Here is a 19,079-nt window from a genome sequence, read left to right on the forward strand (position 1 = left end):
CCTTTCCCGTCGCTGCGGTCTCGCCCCCGTCACCTGGTACCTCATTACAAGGGCCCTCGCTCCTTTCGGCCACTCTGCCGGGCAGCCCTGGCGAAATGGTTTAGACCAATGATAGAAATTGATCACCCACACGGCCCAGGCAATCACGCTGAGCGAAGAGAGGGATTGATCATGGCCGAGCCCGAATCCGAGGCGACGGCAGACGCGCCGCTCTATCTCCGGGTCGCCGCCGCGCTGCGCGAGGACCTCGCCCACCGCCGCATCTCCCCCGGCAGCAGACTCCCTTCGGAACGATCCCTGTCCCAGCGCTACCACGTCAACCGGCAGACGGTACGCAGCGCCCTCCAACTCCTGCGGGACGAGAGGCTCGTGGTCACCGACCGACGCGGCACCTTCGCCGCCGCCGGATCCGCGGACGCCGGCGAGCCGGTCGTCCCGGCCCTGACCGCCGGCCGGCCGACCTTCCCCGGCGGCCCCCGCGCGGCAGAGGCGCTGGTACGGGCCACGCTCACCTGGGAACCCGCGCCCACTCCGCTGGCACCGCGGCTCCTGCTCACCCCGGGCGAGCCCACGCTCGTACACCGGCACGTGGTGCACGGCCCGCAGGGAGCGGCACTCCAGCGGGCGGTGTCGTGGTTCTCCCGGCCGGCGCTCGCCGAGATCCCCCAACTGGCCCGCTACCGGCGGGTCCGGGACCGGCGTCAACAGCCCGACCTGCGGCTGCTCTACCACTGGATGCACCAGGCGGGGCTGCGCATCACCCACCGGGAGTCGGTCGGCGTTCCGCCGGGTCCGACCACGACGACGGCCGGCGGCGCGGCCCGGCTGATCGTCCACCGGGTGGTGAGCGATCAGCACGGGCACGCCCTGGAGATCACGGACATCGACTTCTCGGCCCAGTCGGCGGCCTGGACGTACGAGTTCAGCGCCTGACAGTGGGCCGGCTCCTGTCCGGCACGGGGACAGGAGCCGGCCTCACCGACTCGTCGGGCTCGTCGGGCTCGTCGGGCTCGTCGGGCTCGTCGGGCTCGTCGGGCTCGTCGGGATTCTCCGGTAGCTCCGGTCAGACGATGCCCTCCGCGATCTCCGCCTCCTCGCGGGCGTTGCCGTACGCCGTCGGCGTGCCGTACGAGCGGCGGGCGACGTACCACCAGACGCTGGCCAGGACGAGCACGACTGCCAGCGCGATCACGGCGTAGTTCATGGTGTCGACGGTCACCGGGGACTTCTGCGGCAGGCAGAACAGCACGGTCACGATCGCCACCCAGACGACCGCGGTCCAGCCGATCGGCTTGCTCCAGCGGCCCAGGCTCCACGGGCCGGGGGTGAAGCGGTTCCCGGCGCGCAGGCGCAGATAGATCGGGATGGCGTAGGCGGGCGTGATGCCGATGACGTTGATCGCGGTGACGGCGCCGTAGGCGGTGGCGGAGTACAGCGAGGGAAGGGCAAGCACCGCGGCCACGACCACCGCGAGCCAGACGGCCGGGACCGGTGTCTGGGTGCGGCCGCTGACCTTGCGCCAGATCGCCGAGCCCGGCAGGGCGTTGTCACGGCTGAAGGCGAAGACCATGCGGCTGGCGGCGGCCACCTCGGCGTTGCCGCAGAACAGCTGGGCGACGATGACCACGAGGAGCAGGGCGGTGGCGCCGCCTGTGCCGAGCGCGTCCAGGAAGATCTGGGCGGGCGGGACGCCGGTGGCGCTGTTCTGCGTGGCGGTGTAGTCCTGGATGGCGAAGCTCAGCCCGGCGAGCAGGGCGAATCCGGCGAGCCAGGAGACCCAGATGGCCCGGACGATGCCCTTGGAGGCGGCGACGGAGGCGTTCGAGGTCTCCTCGGAGAGGTGGGCCGAGGCGTCGTAGCCGGAGAAGGTGTACTGGGCGAGGAGCAGGCCGATCGCGGCGACGTAGAAGGGGTTGGCCCACCCGGTGTCGTTGACGAACTCGGTGAACACGAAGTCGACGGACTGGTGCCGGTCGGGGACGAACGCGAGGGCTCCGACGATGATCGCCACGCCGGCCAGGTGCCACCAGACGCTGATCGAGTTGAGGACGCTGACCAGGCGGACGCCGAAGAGGTTCAGGACGGCGTGGAGCAGCAGGATCGCGAGGAAGATCAGGAAGGTGGAGCCGGCGGTGGGTTCGAAGCCCCACTGGAGGTTGAGGAAGGCGCCGGTGAAGAGCGCGGCGCCGTAGTCGATGCCCGCGATGGCGCCGAGCAGACCGAGCAGATTCAGCCAGCCGGTGTACCAGCCCCAGCGTCGCCCGCCGAGCCGGTCCGCCATGTAGTAGAGCGCGCCGGAGGTCGGATAGGCGCTCGTGACCTCGGCGAGCGCGAGGCCCACGCACAGCACGAAGAGGCCGACACCGACCCAGCCCCACAGCATGACGGCGGGGCCGCCGGTACCCATGCCGAAGCCGTACAGGGTCATGCATCCGGAGAGGACGGAGATGACCGAGAAACTGATCGCGAAGTTGCCGAAGCCTCCCATCCGGCGGGCGAGGACGGGCTGGTAGCCGAGTTCTCTCAGCCGCGCCTCCTCGTCCTGGGCCGGGGGTGGCGTGCGTATCGCGTCGGTGGGGTCGGGGGCGGTGCGGGACGACATGGATTCCTCCGGGGACGGGGGGCGAGCGGGTTCGGGGGGGGGAATGAACGGTGGGAGAAATGAATCGAGTGGGGGCAGCGAGGGGGACGTACGAGGGAGCTTCAGCCGCTGAGACAGCGGGCGCGGGCGCGCAGGAAGACCTCTTCGGCGAGCACGCGGTCGTCCGGGTGAGGGGTCCGGTACGCCCAGGGAAGGGTCGTGTAGTAGGGGCCGAGCGACTCGAAGACCCGGGCCGCGTCGGTGAAGCGGAGGGCCCCGAAGAGGGCGTGCGCCAAGTGGTTGAGGTCGAGCAGGGAGGCCTCGTCGGTGGCACAGAAGAGGAACCACGTGTCGAGGGCGCGCTGGGCTTCGCGTACGGCGTCCTCGGCGACCCAGTGCAGGTCGAGGGCCCGTTCGTGGCCGCGCTCGCGCCGGTAGCGCTCGACGCGCACGTACAGCGGGAGGACGTGCAGGGCGGAGCCGACGGGAGCCGAGGAGGCGGCCCAGTGCGAGTAGTTGACGGCCTCGGAGAGCGGTCCGGGGCGCCGGGCGTACACGAACTGGAGCATGCGGTGGTGCGCCTCGCGGTTGTACGGGTCGCGCTTCTCGGCCTCGGCGAGCAGGCCCCAAGGGCCGGGTGGCAGCATGGGGGCCGGCGGGGACAGCCGGTGTTCCTCCATGCGCTGGCGGCCGTCGAGGGCGGCGAGGGCGATCAGGCCGACCCAGGGCACGGGGTCGTCGGGGGCCAGGTCGGCGGCCTCCCGGCAGGCGCTCCAGGCCTCCTGCCAGAGTTCCCGGGTACGGGCGTGGCCGGCGCGGTGGGCGCGTACGGCCCGCTCGACGGTGACGCGGCTGTGCATCACGGTGGCGGCGAGGCTTCCGGGCTGTTCGGTCCGCCACATGTGGACGACGTCGGTGCCCGCGGCGACGGCGGCGAGGACCTGGGTGCGGCGGGTCCAGCCGTCCCAGCCCTCCGTCTCGTCGAGGAGCCGGGCCATCGCCACCCAGCGGCCGGTGCGTAAGTCCTGGACGGCGTTGCGCAGGGCGTGGTCGTGGCCCGCGGGGTGGTAGACGGGTCTGAAGCCGTGTCCGGCCATCAGGGGGTGGGGCGTGGTGTGGATGACATGGGTCCTCGGTGGATGGAGGGGGTGGTCAGTCCCCCGGCGGGCGTCCCGGCCGTTGATCGGCGATCACTATAGAGGGCTCTGGACCCGACCGGTCCACTTTCTCTTGTGACAGTAATTATCAAGCCAACGACTGAATTTGACTTACTGTCAGGTACCTCCATCGGACCTGACGTGATCATCCGCGGAGGCTTGACGAAGGGCCGCCGCGACGGCACCCTGGCCCTTTTCGGTGACCGGACGATCACCGAACGTCCACCGGACAGGAGCGCACGATGACGGGCGGCCCGGTACTCGCCGTCGACCAGGGCACCTCGGGCACCAAAGCCCTCGTCCTCTGCCCCGAACGCGGAGTCGTCGGCAGCGGTACGGCCCCGGTCCGGCCCCGCTATCTGCCGGGCGGACTGGTCGAGGTCGACCCTCGTGAGCTGTACGACTCCGTGGTCGCCGCCGGGCGCGCGGCACTCGCCGAGGCCGGCACGCCGGTCGTCGCCGTGGGCCTCGCCAACCAGGGGGAGACCGTCCTCGCCTGGGACCCCGCCACCGGCGAGCCGCTCACCGACGCCCTGGTCTGGCAGGACCGCCGATCGGCCCCCCTCTGCTCCGAACTCGACGCCCACGCCGAGCAGTTGAGGCAACTCACCGGGCTTCCCCTCGACCCCTACTTCGCCGCGCCGAAGATGGCCTGGATCCGCCGCCACGCCACCGGCGCCGGTGTCGTCACCACCAGCGACGCCTGGCTCGTGCACCGGCTCACCGGTGCCTTCGTCACCGACGCGGCGACCGCCGGACGCACCGGACTCCTCGACCTCGACACGGTCGCCTGGTCGGAGACCGCCCTCGACCTGTACGGCCTGGGCGGCGAACGGCTCCCCCGGGTCGTGGACTGCGACACCCCCGTCGGCACCACCACGGCCTTCGGCCCGCCGCTTCCGCTCACCGGCCTCCTCGTGGACCAACAGGCCGCGCTGCTCACCCAGAGCGCCGACGACCCGGCCGCCGCCAAGTGCACGTACGGCACCGGGGCCTTCCTCCTCGCGCAGACCGGCGCCGAACCCCGGCGCGCCTCCTCGGGCCTGGTCAGCTGTGTCGCCTGGCGGCTCGGCGGGCAGGTCGCCCACTGTCTGGACGGCCAGGTGTACACCGTCGCCTCGGCCGTGCGCTGGCTCACCGACCTCGGCGTCATCGGCGGCGCGGAGGAGATCGACCCGGTGGGCGGCGGGGTCCCGGACACCGGCGGGGTCACCTTCGTACCCGCGCTCGCGGGGCTCGCCGCGCCCTGGTGGCGGGGAGACGTCCGCGGCTCGCTCACCGGCCTCGGCCTCGACACCACGCCGGGCCACCTGGTCCGCGCCCTGTGCGAGGGCATCGCCGCGCAGGTCGTCGAGCTCGCCGCGGCCGTCGCGTCGGACCGGGGCGCACCGCTGACCTCCCTGCGTGCCGACGGCGGGCTCACGCGGTCCGCTCTGCTCATGCAGACCCAGGCGGATCTACTCCAACTCCCGGTCGAGGTGTCCTCGTTGCCCGACGCCACCGCGCTCGGGGTGGGCGCGGTCGCCCGGCTCGGACATGACCCCGGCCTCACGCTCCGCGAGGCGGTACCGGAGTGGAAGCCGTCGGCCGTCTACGAGCCCCGCATCTCGGGCGACGAGGCGGGCGAGCGCCTGGCGCGGTTCCGTGGCGAGGTGTCGGCCCTGGTGGAGCGGGCGGGCGGCCACGGTGGCGGCTTCGGCACGGAGACCGGCTCCCCCTCCGGATCCGCGACCGGCTCTCCCTCCGGGTCCCGGTCCGGCTCCGGGTCCGGCTCCACGTGACCGTCACCCGCACCGGGCCCCTCCCCGGGGACCCCGACGCGGTGTACGACGTCGTGGTCGTCGGTGCCGGGGTCGTCGGCTCGGCCATCGCCCGGGCACTGGCCCGCCACCCCCTGCGCGTCGCGCTCGTGGAGGCCGCGAACGACGTCGGCGACGGTACGTCGAAGGCCAACACCGCCATCCTGCACACCGGTTTCGACGCCTTGCCCGGCACCCTGGAAGCGCGGCTCGTGCGCGAGGGGTACCGGCTGCTGTCCTCGTACGCGCAGGAGACCGGCATTCCCGTGGAGCCGCTCGGCGCTCTCCTCGTCGCCTGGGACGAGGAGCAGCGCGCCGCCCTCCCCCGCCTCGCGGAGAAGGCCGAACGCAACGGACATCACACGACCCGACTGCTCACGGCCGCCGAACTACGAGTGCGAGAGCCGCACTTGGGACCCGGGTCTCTTGCCGCGCTCGAAGTTCCGGGCGAGTCGGTGATCTGCCCGTGGACGACCACCCTCGCGTACGCCACGCAGGCCGTCCGCTCCGGGGTCGAGCTGCATCTCAACTGCCGTGTGGAGAAGGTCCGTCCGGGAGATCCGTACCACCTTCTCGTCACGCGGCGCGGGGTGCTGCGGACCCGCCATCTCGTCAACGCGTGCGGACTCCACGCCGATGCCTTCGACGCGCTGGTCGGCCGCGAGGACTTCACGGTCACTCCGCGCCGGGGCCAGCTGCTGGTCTTCGACAAGTTCGCCCGCGACCTGGTCCGGCACATCCTGCTCCCCGTACCGGGCCCGCTCGGCAAGGGCGTGCTCATCGCGCCGACCGTGTACGGGAACGTCATGCTCGGGCCCACCGCCGAGGACCTGGACGACAAGACCGCCACCGGCACGACGGCGGAAGGGCTCGCCGGGCTCCGCGAGCAGGGCGGCCGCATCCTCCCCGCACTGCTCGACGAGGAGGTCACGGCCGTCTACGCGGGTCTGCGGGCCGCCACCGGGCAGGAGGACTACCGCATCGCCGCGCACCCGGGTCTCCGGTACGTGACGGTCGGAGGGATCCGTTCCACCGGGCTCACCGCCTCCCTGGCCATCGCCGAGCACGTCCGCGGGCTGCTCGCCGACTGCGGGCTCGACCCGGGGCCCGAACGGCCGCTCGCCCGGCTCCGCATGCCGAACCTCGGCGAGGCCTTCCCCCGCCCGTACCGGGACTCCCGACTCATCGCCCGTGAGCCGGATTTCGGCTCGATCGTCTGTCACTGCGAGCGGGTCACCCGGGGCGAGATCCGGGCCGCGCTCACCTCGACGATCCCGCCGGGAGGCCTCGACGGGCTGCGCCGGCGCACGCGCGCGCGTGGCGGCCGCTGCCAGGGCCACTACTGCGGCGCGGAGGTACGGGCGTTGTTCGAGGAGTACGGGGAGGGGGCCCGGTGAGCCGCACGGTCGACGTGCTCGTGGTGGGCGCGGGGCCCGCCGGGCTCGCCGCGGCCGGCCGCCTCGCGGCGCTGGGCGCCGGGCGCGTCGAGGTCCTGGAGCGGGAGCCGGCCGCCGGCGGCATCCCACGACACTGCGCCCGACCGGGATTCGGCGGGGACGCCCGGGGCCGCCCCCTCGACGGCCCGGCGTACGCACGCCGCTCGGTGCGGGCGGCGGTGCGGGCCGGGGCCACCGTCCGTACCGGCGTGTCGGCCACCGGCTGGGCGGGGCCGCTGACCCTCGACGTCACCGCACCGACCGGCCTCGAACGCATCCGGGCCCGCGCGGTCGTCCTGGCCAACGGTGCCCGCGAACGACCCCGCAGCGCACGGCTCGTCCCGGGATCACGACCCGCCGGGGTGCTGACCACGGGCGAGCTCCAGCGGCTGGTCCCACGGTTCGGGGCGCGCCCTGAGCACATCGGACGACGGGCCGTGGTCGTCGGTGGTGATCCCGTGGCCCGCAACGCCGTGCGCACGCTCCGCGCCGCCGGGGTGGAGGTGGTGGCCGTCGTCACCGAACGCCCGGCACGACGCGTGGCGTTCGGGTCCGTCCCGGTGCTCACGGGCGCGGTCGTGACGGAGCTCCTCGGACGGGGGCGACTGACCGGGGTCACGGTCCGGGGCGGGGACGGTCGTACGAACCGGCACACGCTGCGGTGCGACACCGTCGTCTTCACCGGGGACTGGATCCCGGACCACGAACTCGCCCGCGCCGGCGGGTTGCCGCTCGCTCCGGGCACCCGGGGCCCCGCGACGGACTGCGCCTTCCGCACCGCCGTACCCGGGGTCTTCGCGGTGGGCAACCTTCTGCGCGGGGTGGAGCCGGCGGTGGTGGCCGCCGCCGAGGGGCGGGCGGCGGCAGCGGCCGTACTCGATCTGCTCGCCGGTCACCCCTGGCCCGACGGTGGAGTGCCGGTGCGGGCGGCGGAGCCGCTGAGGTGGGTGACGCCCGGTCTCCTCGGTCCGGTGGCCGCTCCCCTGCTCTTACGGTCGGAGCGCCGGCTCGTGCGACCGGTCCTGACCGTCACCCAGGACGGCGCCCCGCTGCGTCGGGAGAGGGTGAGCGGCTCGCTCGTTCCTTGGCGTTCGGTGCGGCTGGGGCCGTCCTGGACGGAAGGGGTGGACCTCGCGGGCGGCCCGGTGGTGGTGGCCGCCGAGGAGTGACGCGCGCGGCGGGGGCGTGCGGGCACGGCGTGTGCGACCGCGGTGACCGCGTGCGCGGCTGCGACTGCTCGGCCCTTCGGCCAGACTGACCCACATGTCGGACAAGCGCAGTGCGGGTCTTCTGGTCTTCCGCCGTACGACGGACGGTGGCGTCGAGGTTCTCATCGGTCATATGGGCGGGCCCTTCTGGGCGTCCCGCGAGGTGGCGGCCTGGTCGATCCCCAAGGGGGAGTACGAGCCGGACGAGGCACCGGAGGCGGCGGCGAGCCGCGAGTTCCTGGAGGAGCTGGGCCTTCCGGCCCCCGAGGGCGAGTGGTGGGGCCTCGGGGAGTCCCGGCAGCGCAACGGAAAGCTCGTCACCATCTGGGCCGTGGAGGGCACGCTCGACCCGGCCGAGGTCGTGCCGGGCACCTTCACCATGGAATGGCCGCCCCGGTCCGGGGTCCAGGGGGAGTTCCCGGAGATCGACCGGGTGGGCTGGTTCTCCCCGGAGGCGGCTGCTCCGCTGCTCGTGGAGGGTCAGCGGGTCTTCCTGGAACGGCTGGCGGAACGGCTCGACGGACAGACCTGAGGACGCCCGACGCCCGCCCCGCAATCCCTCTGTCGCCCGTCGTGGTTCGTGAGCGAGAACGCGCGCCGTGTGACGGGGGAGCAGCATGGATCACACGAAGGCACGATGGACCGGGCTCGGCGGCTGTCTCGGTGCCGCCACGACGGCGTCGGCCCGGTCCTTCACCAAGGGCGGCAGGCTGCGTTGACGCCGCCGGGGCGGCTACGAGCGTCGTTGTCAGACCCGTACGACAGAGTGGTGAGCGCCGAACTGTCGAGAGGGAGCCCGACATGACCACCACGATCACCGCCAGCGAGCGCGCGGCCGCCCAGGCGTACCTGAGGTTGCTCGAATCCACCCAGGCCGTGCTGACCGATCCACAGCTCGCCCCGTATGCGGGGGTGATGCTCACCCATCCGATGGCCGAGGCGGACGAGGCGCTCCGCGCCGCGGGCCTCGCGGGGAACGAGGCCCGGCTGCTGAGCCTCGTCTCCTCCCTGCGCTCCTCCCCCGCGACCGCCTGGGGACGGGCCGGGTGAGGGGCCCGCCCGAGACAATCCCTGGGACCGTCAGCCGCCCGGCCGGACCGGGAGCGCCCTGACGCTGTTGCCGACGAAGCCGGCGTGGCGGTGCAGCTCGGACTCCGGAACCGCCAGGTCCAGGTCCGGGAAGCGGGTGAAGAGTGCCTCCAGAGCGATGGCCGCCTCCATCCGGGCGAGCGGGGCGCCCAGGCAGTAGTGGGGGCCGTGGCCGAGCGAGAGGTGCTTCACCGTCGTCGTACGCGTGAGGTCGAAGCGGTCGGCGTCCGGGCCGTGGGCCTTCGTGTCCCGGCCCGCCGCCGAGTATCCGGCCAGGACGGGGGTGCCCTGCGGGATGAGGGTGCCGTCGACGGTGAGGTCGCGGGTGGCATAGCGGAACGGGAAGTAGCTGACCGGGCTGTTCCAGCGGAGGGTCTCCTCCACCACGTCCGACCAGGTCGCGCGGCCCTCGGTGACCAGGGCGAGTTGGTCGCGGTGGGTGCAGAGCGCCCGTACCGCGTTGGTCACCAGGTTCATGGTGGTCTCGTGGCCCGCGATGAGCAGCAGGAGCAGGGTGCCGATCAGCTCGGGCTCGCTCAGCCGGTCGCCGTCCTCGTCCCGGGCGGCGATCAGGGCGCTGGTGAGGTCGTCGCCGGGAGCGGCGGCCTTCTCACCGGCGATGGAGGCGAGGAGTGCGAGGACTTCGCGGTTCGCGGCGACGGCCCGCGCGGGCTCCGTGTCGGTCGCGACGATCAGGCCGGAGAGATGGTGCAGCCGGTCCTGGTGGGCGGCCTCGACACCGAGGAGTTCGCAGATGACGCCGAGTGGCAGCGGCAGCGCGTAGTGACGGCGCAGGTCGGCGACGCCGTCGCCGGTCCCGGCCGCCTCGGCGAGTCCGTCGAGGAGCCCGGCGGTGACGGTCTCGACACGCGGGCGGAGTTCCTCGACCCGGCGGGCGGTGAAGGCGCTGCTCACCAGGGTGCGCAGACGGCGGTGGTCGGCGCCGTCCGAGGTCGTCATGCCGGGCACGGTGGCGAAGGTCCGCAGCGGCCAGCCTTCGGGTATGCGGCCCTCGGTGAGCGCGGTGAAGTGCTGGGGGCTCTTGGCGACGTCGGGGTGGGAGAGGAAGTCACGAAGGGCGTCGTGGCCGAGTACCGCCATGCCCTCGATCTCGCCGGGGAGGATCACGGGAGCGACGGCGCCTTCGGCGAGCAGGCGGGCGTTCTCGGCGTGGGGGCAGCCGCCGGACGGGTCGATGCGGTGGGGCCTACGGCCGCGGGCGGCGTCGTCGTGTGGTGTGTTCACTGGCGGAACTCCTGACTGCGGGGCCCGTGCGGGGCGGGACGGTACGGATCCTGGTGGTGCGGGGCCATGAGAGTGCGGGCCCCACAGGGTGCGGGGCACGTACCGGAGGCGCCCGGCCGGGCGCCGTCCCGTGGGCCACCCTCCCCGGGACTCCGTCCGGGGCGACCCCCACCGCCCTGCGGGACGATTGCCCACCCGGCGGGGTGCGGGGGTCGTCGCGTGCGGGGTCAGATCCTACGGTCAACCACGGTCTGTTCGTGGCGGGTTGAGCGGCACATCGCCGTCTCCCGTCTCGGCGGCCCGTCCGCCTCGCCCGAGGAGTTCGGCCAGGCCTCGGCGGGTTGCGGCCACCACGACCCGGTCGGCCGGTTCCAGGACTCGGGCGGGGTCCAGGCGCCATAGCGGGTCCCGGCCCGCCGGGCCGGAGTACATGCCGCTTCGGTCCAGGGCGATGACCCGCCACTTGCCCGGGTGGAAGGCCTCGGCCACGGTGCGTCCGTCGAGGAGCGGGTGGTCCGCGACGTCCACGGCGGCGAAGAGGAGGACCCGGCGCTCGACCGGCACGGCGCCGAGCACCTGACGGCCCAGCATCGCGCCGGCGAAGGCGGGGGCGGCGAGGTGGGAGACGCTGCGGCTGCGGGTGAGGGCCGCGGGGTGGGCGGTGCGGAGGGTGCGGAAGACGGCCGTGGCGAAGTCGTCGTCGTACAGACGCAGGACGACCCGCAGGTCCGGGGTGACGGCGCGGGCGGAGAGCGCGGCCTCCAGGTTGGTGATGTCGACGCTGGTCAGGGCGAGCAGGGCATGGGCGCGGTCGATGCGGGCGGCCTCCAGGACGCCCTCCTCCGTGACGTCGCCGATGACGGTGGGCACGCGCAGCCGTCTCGCGACGGCGATGCCGCGGGCCTCCGGGTCGGATTCGACGCAGACCACGGGGATGTTCAGCCTGCGCAGCCGGGCGAGGACGCGGGTGCCGACCTTGCCGAGGCCGAGGAGGACGACGTGCCCGGAAAGTCCACGCGGCGGACGTCTCAGGGTGGTCGCCGTACGGAAGGTGCCGAGGCCCTCGATGAGAGCGGCGACGATCACCGGCAGCAGGAGAAGCCCGACGAACCCGGCGAGGATCTGGAGGACCTGACGGCTGGTCGACTCCCCCACCGCCGGGTCGCCGATGGCGAAGATGTCGAGCAGCGTCAGATAGGCGGCGTGCAGCGGGTGGTCGCCGGTGGTGAAGGTGGACGCCAGGGCGAGCGCGAGGACGGCGGCCGCCGCACCCGCCAGGGACCAGCGCAGGCGACGCGAGAAGAGGGAGGCGACGGGCAGGGCGGAGGCGGCGAGGCGGGCGGAGGTCAGGACGGGGCCCGCCGGGGTGACCGCTTCGAGGGTGACGGCGGCGCGGCCGATGGCGGCGGCCACCGTCCGGTCGTCGGGCAGCAGTCGGGGACCCGCGTCGCCGCTGCGTTCGGAGCCCTCGCAGCCGGCCGGGTCGCGGGCTGTGGCGGAGAGCAGGGCGAGCGTGCACAGGCCGGGGTCGGGGGCCTCTCCGGCGGCCGGCAGGCGCTCCACGGCGTGCAGCAGCAGTCCCCCTGCCTGGACCACCTTGCTGGTGCCCGCGACGGCGGCCGCGGCGAGACCGGGAGCGGCGGTGTCGACGTCGGAGAGGACCGTGGTGGCGGCGTCGAGCTTCTCGGGGTCGAGGCCCGGTTCGGCGACGGCGGCGGCCTGGTCGAGGAGGGTTTCGAGGTGTTGCCCCAGCTTGCGGTTGTAGAGCCGGATGACGAGGCGCAGCCGGGGGTTGAGGCGGCGGGCGGTGAGCGCGGCCCGGATGTTGGTCTCGTCGTCCTCGTGGACGAGGGCGAGCGCGGCGGCCCGCTCGACCCCGGCGTCGGTCAGCGCCCGGTCGTCGGCCTCGGCCGACTCGACGACCCGCAGGGTGCCGGTGGGATCACCGCCGTCCGCGCCGGTCGCCGCCGGGGCGGGCGGGGCGGTGGTGCCGGTGGTGCGGGTGACGGCGGCCGTGACCCGTCCGAAGAGGGCGAGCGCCCGGCCGGCGCGGGCGCTGGGTGTGCGCGGTGCGTCGGGTCGTACCGGCACGAGGAGGGTGACCTGCTCGCCGTACACCTCGTGGAGCTCGCCCGCGAGACGGTGGGCGAGGGCGTCGTCCCCGCAGACGATCATGTGCCCGGCGGGCGTCCGGCGCGGCTGCCGATCGGTCCGGAAGGCGGGCGCGCCGAAGGGGCCGCCGCCGTTCGTCCCGGGAGACCTGGTGGGGCCGGGGACGGACCGGGAGGCGGGTTCGGCGGGTGGCGCTCCGGCACTGTCGGCCGGAACGGCGTTGCTCTGGTACGGGTGTGAGGGCACGTCACAAGGATGCCCTGCGCCACCGACAGCGGGCGGGGGAGGCCGTACCACCCGGGCGGGCTCACGACTCGCCGCCGTACGCCACACCCGCTACGCCGGTCGGCGCACTCCGATCTGCGCGTATCGCGCCTCCTTCCTACGGTGACTGAATGATCGTCACGTCAGCTGTCCGTCATGCCGCCGCCGGTACCGCGGCGGTGCTGTTCGTGCTGTCCGCTCCGGCGGCCACGGCGTCATCCGTCACCTCGACCGCGACCGCGTCCTCGACCGCGTCCGTCTCCTCGGCCTCCTCGCTCCGGGAGCCCACGCCGCCCGCACGCCAGTACCTCGACCGTGCCCGGCTGGACCGGAAGGGCACGCAGGTGCAGCCGCTGCCGGGCGCGCCCGACGTACCCTCGGTCTCGGCGCTGTCCTGGGTGGTCGCCGACGCGTCCTCCGGCGAGGTCCTCGCCGCGCGCAACGCCCACCGGAAGCTGCCCCCGGCCAGCACCCTCAAGGCGCTGTTCGCCCTCACCGCGCTCCCCGGTCACGCCCCCTCCGAGCAGCACACCGTGGCCGATTCCGAGCTGACCGGGATCGGGGACGGCAGCAGCCTGGTCGGAGTGAAGGAGGGGTACACGTACAAGGTCTCGGATCTGTGGAACGGTGTGTTCCTCAGCTCCGGGAACGACGCCGTGCACGTCCTGGCCGCGATGAACGGCGGCTGGGAGTCGATGTCCCGGCAGATGCAGGAGAAGGCCAGGTCCCTGGGCGCCCTGGACACCCACGTGGTGTCCCCCGACGGCTACGACGCGCCGGGCCAGGTGTCCTCCGCGTACGACCTCGCGGTGTTCGGCCGGACCGGTCTGCAGGACCCGGCGTTCACCCGGTACTGCTCGACCGCGTACGCGGACTTCCCGGCGGGCTCCTGGTCGTACGGCATCGCCAATACCAACCGACTGCTGACGGGCGCGGACGGCGTGGCCCGTTACCCGGGGCTCATCGGGATCAAGAACGGCTACACGAGCAACGCGGGCAACACGCTGATCTCTGCGGCCCGGCGCGGCGACCGGACGCTGGTCGTCACGGTGATGAACCCGCAGGGCGGCGGCGGGCTCGCCGTGTACGAGGAGGCGAGGGAGCTCCTCGACTGGGGCTTCGAGGCGGCGGGGCGGGTCCAGCCGGTGGGCTCCCTGCTCCCCGTACCGACGAAGGACACGGCCGACGCGGGCACCCGGGCGGTGTCCGTGGCCCGTGAGGGCCGTGCCGCGAAGGCCGCCGGTCAGGCGCCCCGGGCCGGAGCGGTGGCGGCGGCCGCGCCCGGCAAGGACCCCGCGCACGAGCCCGCGCCCTCGGGCGCGTCGGTGGGTCTTCCGCTGGCCCTCGTCGGCTCGGCCTGCGCCGCGGCGCTGGCGCTGTGGGGTCGGCGGCGCAGGGCGGCCCACCGGGTGGGCTGATCGCGCGGGGCGGGCCCGCCCATGGACCGCCGGTCGTGCGGCGCCACTGGAGACATCGGACCGGGTCGTGCCGGCGACGGTTCGGTGGGCGCCGCACGATCCGGCTTCTAGCCTGCGGGGACGCCGTCCGGGAAGGGCTCTGACGGCCTCAACCGGGGAGTGGTGTGATGACGGACCGGACACTGGTGCGGCAGGTCGCGGAGCGGTTCCGGGAAGTGAACGGCGACCATCCGATGACCGCGGCGGACGACGCGTACGTCACCGGACAGTTCGTCCCTCTGGAGGCGCTGTGCGCCTCGCTCGGCCGGGACGCCGACGAGGCCCGGCGGCTGATGCTGGAGGGGCTGCTGCCGCTGCCGGGCTATCTGCGCTCGGACGGCGCCGAGATGGTGCCGCGCGATCTGTTCCGGCTCGCCGAGGCGGCGGGGAGCTCCGAGCGGCTGCGCGCCTGGTTCACCGCGCACTGGAACGACCGGGAGCAGGGCGAGGCGGAATGGGAGGCGTATCTGAGCGGGCAGTACGTCTGTCTGCACAGCGTCACCCCGGCGCACATCCGCAGGAAGGACGAGCTGTCGACCGAGATCGCCGGGGCTCTGGAGACGGCCCCGGCCGAACCGTCCCCGCAATGGCGTGCCGCGCTCCACGCGCGCGTGGACGAGCTCGACGCCCTGGAGCCGGCGTTCACGGCGTACGACCGGCTCCGATTCGGCGGCCCCACGTCACGGGACACGTGCGTGGACGCGGCACGGGCCCGGTTCCCGAGCGGCGGCCCGACGGCCTGAGCCGGAACCGGAGCCACCGCTCGGACCGTCAGGAAACCGTCAGGCCCCCACGTACGCCGCCAGGTGCTCCCCCGTGAGCGTCGACCGTCCGGCCACGAGCTCGGCGGGGGTGCCCTCGAAGACGATCTTTCCGCCGTCGTGACCGGCGCCGGGGCCGAGATCGATGATCCAGTCGGCGTGCGCCATGACCGCCTGATGGTGCTCGACGACGATCACCGACTTGCCGGAGTCCACGAGCCGGTCGAGCAGCCCGAGCAGCTGCTCCACATCGGCGAGGTGCAGACCGGTGGTCGGCTCGTCGAGGATGTAGACGCCGCCCTTGTCGCCCATGTTCGTGGCCAGCTTGAGCCGCTGGCGCTCGCCGCCGGACAGCGTGGTGAGCGGCTGGCCGAGGCTGAGGTAGCCGAGACCGACGTCCGCGAGCCGGGCGAGGACGCGCTGCGCGGCCGGGGTGCTCGCCTCGCCCGAGCCGAAGAACTCCTCGGCCTCGGTGACCGACATCGCGAGGACCTGGCTGATGTCCCGGCCGCCGAGGAGGTATTCGAGGACCGAGGCCTGGAACCGCTTGCCCTCGCAGTCCTCGCAGGTCGAGGAGACCCCGGCCATCATGCCGAGGTCGGTGTAGATGACTCCGGCGCCGTTGCAGGTGGGGCAGGCGCCCTCCGAGTTGGCGCTGAACAGCGCGGGCTTCACACCGTTGGCCTTGGCGAAGGCCTTGCGGATCGGGTCGAGCAGTCCGGTGTACGTGGCCGGGTTGCTGCGGCGCGAACCGCGGATCGGGCTCTGGTCGATCGACACGATGTCGTCGCTCGCGGGGATCGAGCCGTGCACGAGCGAGCTCTTGCCGGAGCCCGCGACGCCGGTGATGACGGTGAGGACCCCGAGCGGGACGTCGACGTCGACGTCGCGCAGGTTGTGGGTCGTCGCGCCCCTGATCTCCAGGGTGCCGGTGGGCTCCCGCACGGTGTCCTTGACGGTGGCCCGGTCGTCGAAGTGGCGGCCGGTCACGGTGCCGCCGGTCCGCAGCCCCTCCACCGTCCCCTCGAAGCAGACGGTGCCGCCCGCCGTGCCGGCGCCGGGGCCGAGGTCGACGACGTGGTCGGCGATCGCGATCGTCTCCGGCTTGTGCTCCACGACGAGCACGGTGTTGCCCTTGTCCCGCAGCTGCAGGAGCAGTTCGTTCATCCGCTGGATGTCGTGCGGGTGCAGGCCGACGGTGGGCTCGTCGAAGACGTAGGTGACATCGGTGAGCGAGGAGCCGAGGTGCCTGATCATCTTGACGCGCTGCGCCTCGCCGCCGGACAGCGTGCCCGCCGGCCGGTCGAGGGAGAGGTAGCCGAGGCCGATCTCGACGAAGGAGTCGAGGGTCAGCTGGAGCGCGGTGAGCAGCGGCGCGACCGAGGGCTCCTTGAGGGCGCGGACCCAGGTGGCCAGGTCGCTGATCTGCATCGCGCAGGCGTCGGCGATGCTGATCCGCTTGATCTTCGAGGCCCTGGCACCCTCGGCGAGCCGGGTGCCGTCGCACTCGGGACAGGTGGTGAAGGTGACGGCCCGCTCCACGAACGCGCGGATGTGCGGCTGCATGCCCTCCTTGTCCTTGGCGAGGAACGACTTCTGGATCCGCGGGATCAGCCCCTCGTACGTCATGTTGATGCCCGCGATCTTCATGCGGGTCGGATCGTGGTGGAGGAAGGCCTGCAGCTCCTTCTTCGTGTACCTGCCGATCGGCTTGGCGGGGTCGACCAGGCCGGACTCGCTGTAGAGGCGGTAGTTCCAGCCGCCCGGGGTGTAGCCGGGGATGGTGAGCGCGCCCTCGTCGAGCGACTTGGAGTCGTCGTAGAGCTGGGTGAGGTCGATGTCGGAGACCGAGCCGCGGCCCTCGCAGTTCGGGCACATGCCGCCGGTGCGGTTGAAGGTCGCCTTGACGGTCTTCTTGTTGCCGCGCTCGACGGTGATCGCGCCGCTGGCCTTCACCGAGGGGACGTTGAAGGCGTACGCGCTGGGCGGGCCGATGTGAGGTTTGCCGAGCCGGCTGAAGAGGATGCGGAGCATCGCGTTGGCGTCGGTGGCGGTGCCGACGGTGGAGCGGGGGTCGGCGCCCATCCGCTGCTGGTCGACGATGATCGCGGTCGTCAGGCCGTCGAGCACGTCGACCTCGGGGCGCGCCTGGGTCGGCATGAAGCCCTGGACGAAGGCGCTGTACGTCTCGTTGATCAGCCGCTGCGACTCCGCGGCGATCGTGTCGAATACGAGGGAGCTCTTGCCCGAGCCGGAGACGCCCGTGAACACCGTGAGGCGGCGCTTCGGGATCTCGATGTTGACGTCCTTGAGGTTGTTCTCCCGCGCGCCGTGCACTCGGATCAGCTCGTGCCGGTCGGCCGGGTGCGGCTGCTTGTCCGCCCTGGGGGCCTTGCTCATCGTCTCTCCAGCTGTCGCGCGGGGCCGAAAAACGGACCGGCGCGGTGCGTCGTGACCGACGGCGGCTGTCTCGCGGGGTCCATGGCAGCCACGCTAGCGGCGGCCGGATGACGACGCTTCTCAAATCCTGATCGAGGTTCCGGCGACATAGTGTTCGGCGGCGTGGACGGCCTCGCGGGCGGTGCGTTCTCCCATCAGGACGCACAGGGTGTACGCCGTGTCCTCGAAGCGCCGGCGCGCCGACAGGTCGCACGGCCTGGCCAGCACGGTCCGCTCCAGAGCGCGGTAGTGCCGGAGCAGCCGGTCGACCGTGTTCCTGTCGGGCAGCAGCATGGTGTCCTCCTTCTCCTGAGTCGCTCCATACTCCCGGTCGCGGGCCACGCTCGCGACCTGCACGGACACGCTGTGTGACGACGCCGTGCGGGGGACGCCCCCGGAGTGCGCTTCCGCCCCCCATGGCGGAGGGTCGGAGACATGAACCCGAGCACGATTTCGCGGGTGGTCGTCACCGGCGCCACCGGCAACGTGGGCACCAGTCTGGTACGGCTCCTGGCGCGCGAACCGCGCGTCGGCTCGGTCCTGGGACTGGCCCGGCGCCGTCCGGGACTCGAACTCCCGGGGGTGGAGTGGGCCGAGGTGGATCTGTCCCGCGAGGGGGACGAGCCCCTGCTCGCGCAGCACGTCGCCGACGCGGACGCCGTGGTGCACCTGGCCTGGCGGTTCGGGCCGACCCACGACCCGGTGGAGACCTGGCGGACCAACGTCCTCGGTTCGGTGCGCGTGTTCGACGCCGTCGCGGCGGCGCGGGTGCCCGTCCTGGTGTACGCCTCCTCGGTGGGGGCGTACTCTCCGGGCCCGGCGGGCGGTGCGCCGGTGTCCGAGGCGTGGCCGACGCACGGCTGGCCGGGGGCCGCGTACACCCGGGAGAAGGCCTACCTGGAGCGGGTCCTGGACACGTTCGAGCGGGACCATCCGATGATCCGGGTGGTCCGGATGCGGCCGGCCTTCCTGTTCAAGGAGGAGTCGGCGAGCGGGCAGCGGCGGATCTTCGCGGGGCGCTTCTTCCCCGGACAGCTGATGCGGCCCGATCTGCTGCCGCTGCTCCCGGAGTTCGACGGGCTCCGCTTCCAGGTCCTGCACACCGAGGACGCGGCCGCCGCGTACGGGCAGGCGCTGCTGCGGGACGTCCGTGGCGCGTTCAACCTGGCTGCCGAGCCGGTGATCGACGCCGCGGTCCTGGGCGAACTGCTGGACGCCAAGCCGGTACGCGTACCGGCGGGCGCGGTCCGGGGCGCCCTGTCGGCCGCTTGGCGCCTCAGACTGGCCCCGGCCTCCCCCGGCCTCTTCGACGCGCTGCGGCACATGCCGCTGCTCGCGACGGAACGGGCGCGCCGGGACCTCGCATGGGAGCCGACGAGGACGTCCCTGGAGGCCCTGGAGGCATTCCTCCGCGGGGTCCGCGCGGGCGCGGGCGACGATACGGGCCCCCTGGCGGGCCACCGCATCGGCTGACACGGGGGGGCGTGACCCGGGGCCGTGACCCCGCGCCACGCGCCGTACATCAGAGGCC

15 protein-coding genes are annotated in these 19,079 nt (G+C 73.2%); 9 read left to right on the plus strand and 6 right to left on the minus strand.

Features of this window, described 5'->3' with window-relative positions; all coding sequences use genetic code 11:
- Positions 1 to 171: 171 nt before the first annotated feature.
- The gene (locus OG514_RS35165; RefSeq protein ID WP_266901712.1) at positions 172 to 933 is read left to right on the plus strand and encodes a GntR family transcriptional regulator; all 762 of its coding nucleotides are present in this window, start codon (positions 172 to 174) and stop codon (positions 931 to 933) included.
- A 130-nt stretch (positions 934 to 1,063) separates the two neighbouring features.
- On the opposite strand, the gene OG514_RS35170 is transcribed toward OG514_RS35165, so the two are convergent.
- Complete coding sequence (locus OG514_RS35170; protein ID WP_266901714.1) at positions 1,064 to 2,602, minus strand: amino acid permease; 1,539 nt, start codon at positions 2,600 to 2,602, stop codon at positions 1,064 to 1,066.
- A gap of 101 nt (positions 2,603 to 2,703) precedes the next feature.
- The gene (locus OG514_RS35175; protein WP_266901716.1) at positions 2,704 to 3,678 is read right to left on the minus strand and encodes a hypothetical protein; all 975 of its coding nucleotides are present in this window, start codon (positions 3,676 to 3,678) and stop codon (positions 2,704 to 2,706) included.
- 302 nt (positions 3,679 to 3,980) lie between these two features.
- Between OG514_RS35175 and OG514_RS35180 the strand changes: the two genes are divergently transcribed.
- The 5 genes from OG514_RS35180 to OG514_RS35200 all read left to right on the plus strand — a co-directional run bounded on the left by OG514_RS35180 (position 3,981) and on the right by OG514_RS35200 (position 9,231).
- Positions 3,981 to 5,519 carry an FGGY family carbohydrate kinase gene (locus OG514_RS35180; RefSeq protein WP_266901718.1) on the plus strand — a complete coding sequence of 513 codons (1,539 nt, stop codon included), beginning with the start codon at positions 3,981 to 3,983 and terminating at the stop codon, positions 5,517 to 5,519.
- On the plus strand, positions 5,516 to 6,934 hold the full coding sequence (locus OG514_RS35185) for an FAD-dependent oxidoreductase (protein ID WP_266901720.1): 1,419 nt from the start codon (positions 5,516 to 5,518) through the stop codon (positions 6,932 to 6,934). Before OG514_RS35180 ends, OG514_RS35185 begins: the two co-directional genes overlap by 4 nt.
- The gene (locus tag OG514_RS35190) at positions 6,931 to 8,142 is read left to right on the plus strand and encodes an FAD-dependent oxidoreductase (RefSeq protein ID WP_266901722.1); all 1,212 of its coding nucleotides are present in this window, start codon (positions 6,931 to 6,933) and stop codon (positions 8,140 to 8,142) included. The genes OG514_RS35185 and OG514_RS35190 overlap by 4 nt, the downstream gene beginning before the upstream one ends.
- 94 nt (positions 8,143 to 8,236) lie before the next feature.
- On the plus strand, positions 8,237 to 8,713 hold the full coding sequence (locus OG514_RS35195) for an NUDIX domain-containing protein (protein WP_266901724.1): 477 nt from the start codon (positions 8,237 to 8,239) through the stop codon (positions 8,711 to 8,713).
- A gap of 269 nt (positions 8,714 to 8,982) precedes the next feature.
- The gene (locus OG514_RS35200; protein WP_266901726.1) at positions 8,983 to 9,231 is read left to right on the plus strand and encodes a hypothetical protein; all 249 of its coding nucleotides are present in this window, start codon (positions 8,983 to 8,985) and stop codon (positions 9,229 to 9,231) included.
- Between the two features lie 30 nt (positions 9,232 to 9,261).
- Here the strand turns inward: OG514_RS35200 and OG514_RS35205 are convergent, their stop codons facing one another.
- Both OG514_RS35205 and OG514_RS35210 read right to left on the minus strand, forming a co-directional pair.
- A complete protein-coding gene (locus OG514_RS35205; protein WP_266901728.1) occupies positions 9,262 to 10,515 on the minus strand; it encodes a cytochrome P450 in 1,254 nt (417 codons plus the stop codon).
- Between the two features lie 240 nt (positions 10,516 to 10,755).
- Positions 10,756 to 12,690, minus strand: a complete 1,935-nt coding sequence (locus OG514_RS35210; RefSeq protein WP_266902295.1) for an NAD(P)-binding protein — start codon at positions 12,688 to 12,690, stop codon at positions 10,756 to 10,758.
- Between the two features lie 332 nt (positions 12,691 to 13,022).
- On the opposite strand from OG514_RS35210, the gene OG514_RS35215 reads away from it, so the two are divergent.
- Both OG514_RS35215 and OG514_RS35220 read left to right on the plus strand, forming a co-directional pair.
- Entirely contained in the window at positions 13,023 to 14,309 is a 1,287-nt protein-coding gene (locus OG514_RS35215; protein WP_266901730.1) for a D-alanyl-D-alanine carboxypeptidase family protein, read from the plus strand.
- Between the two features lie 167 nt (positions 14,310 to 14,476).
- Positions 14,477 to 15,091: a DUF6058 family natural product biosynthesis protein gene (locus tag OG514_RS35220; protein ID WP_266901732.1), complete on the plus strand. Its 615-nt coding sequence runs from the start codon at positions 14,477 to 14,479 to the stop codon at positions 15,089 to 15,091.
- Between the two features lie 39 nt (positions 15,092 to 15,130).
- Here the strand turns inward: OG514_RS35220 and OG514_RS35225 are convergent, their stop codons facing one another.
- Positions 15,131 to 17,509, minus strand: coding sequence for an excinuclease ABC subunit UvrA (locus tag OG514_RS35225; RefSeq protein ID WP_266901735.1), 2,379 nt, complete (start codon positions 17,507 to 17,509; stop codon positions 15,131 to 15,133).
- A 120-nt stretch (positions 17,510 to 17,629) separates the two neighbouring features.
- A complete protein-coding gene (locus tag OG514_RS35230) occupies positions 17,630 to 17,842 on the minus strand; it encodes a DUF5133 domain-containing protein (RefSeq protein ID WP_266901737.1) in 213 nt (70 codons plus the stop codon).
- 141 nt (positions 17,843 to 17,983) lie between these two features.
- Between OG514_RS35230 and OG514_RS35235 the strand changes: the two genes are divergently transcribed.
- On the plus strand, positions 17,984 to 19,021 hold the full coding sequence (locus tag OG514_RS35235; RefSeq protein WP_266901739.1) for an NAD-dependent epimerase/dehydratase family protein: 1,038 nt from the start codon (positions 17,984 to 17,986) through the stop codon (positions 19,019 to 19,021).
- Positions 19,022 to 19,079: the final 58 nt, after the last annotated feature.

It is taken from the genome of Streptomyces sp. NBC_00572, assembly GCF_026341815.1.
Taxonomy (GTDB): Bacteria; Actinomycetota; Actinomycetes; order Streptomycetales; family Streptomycetaceae; genus Streptomyces.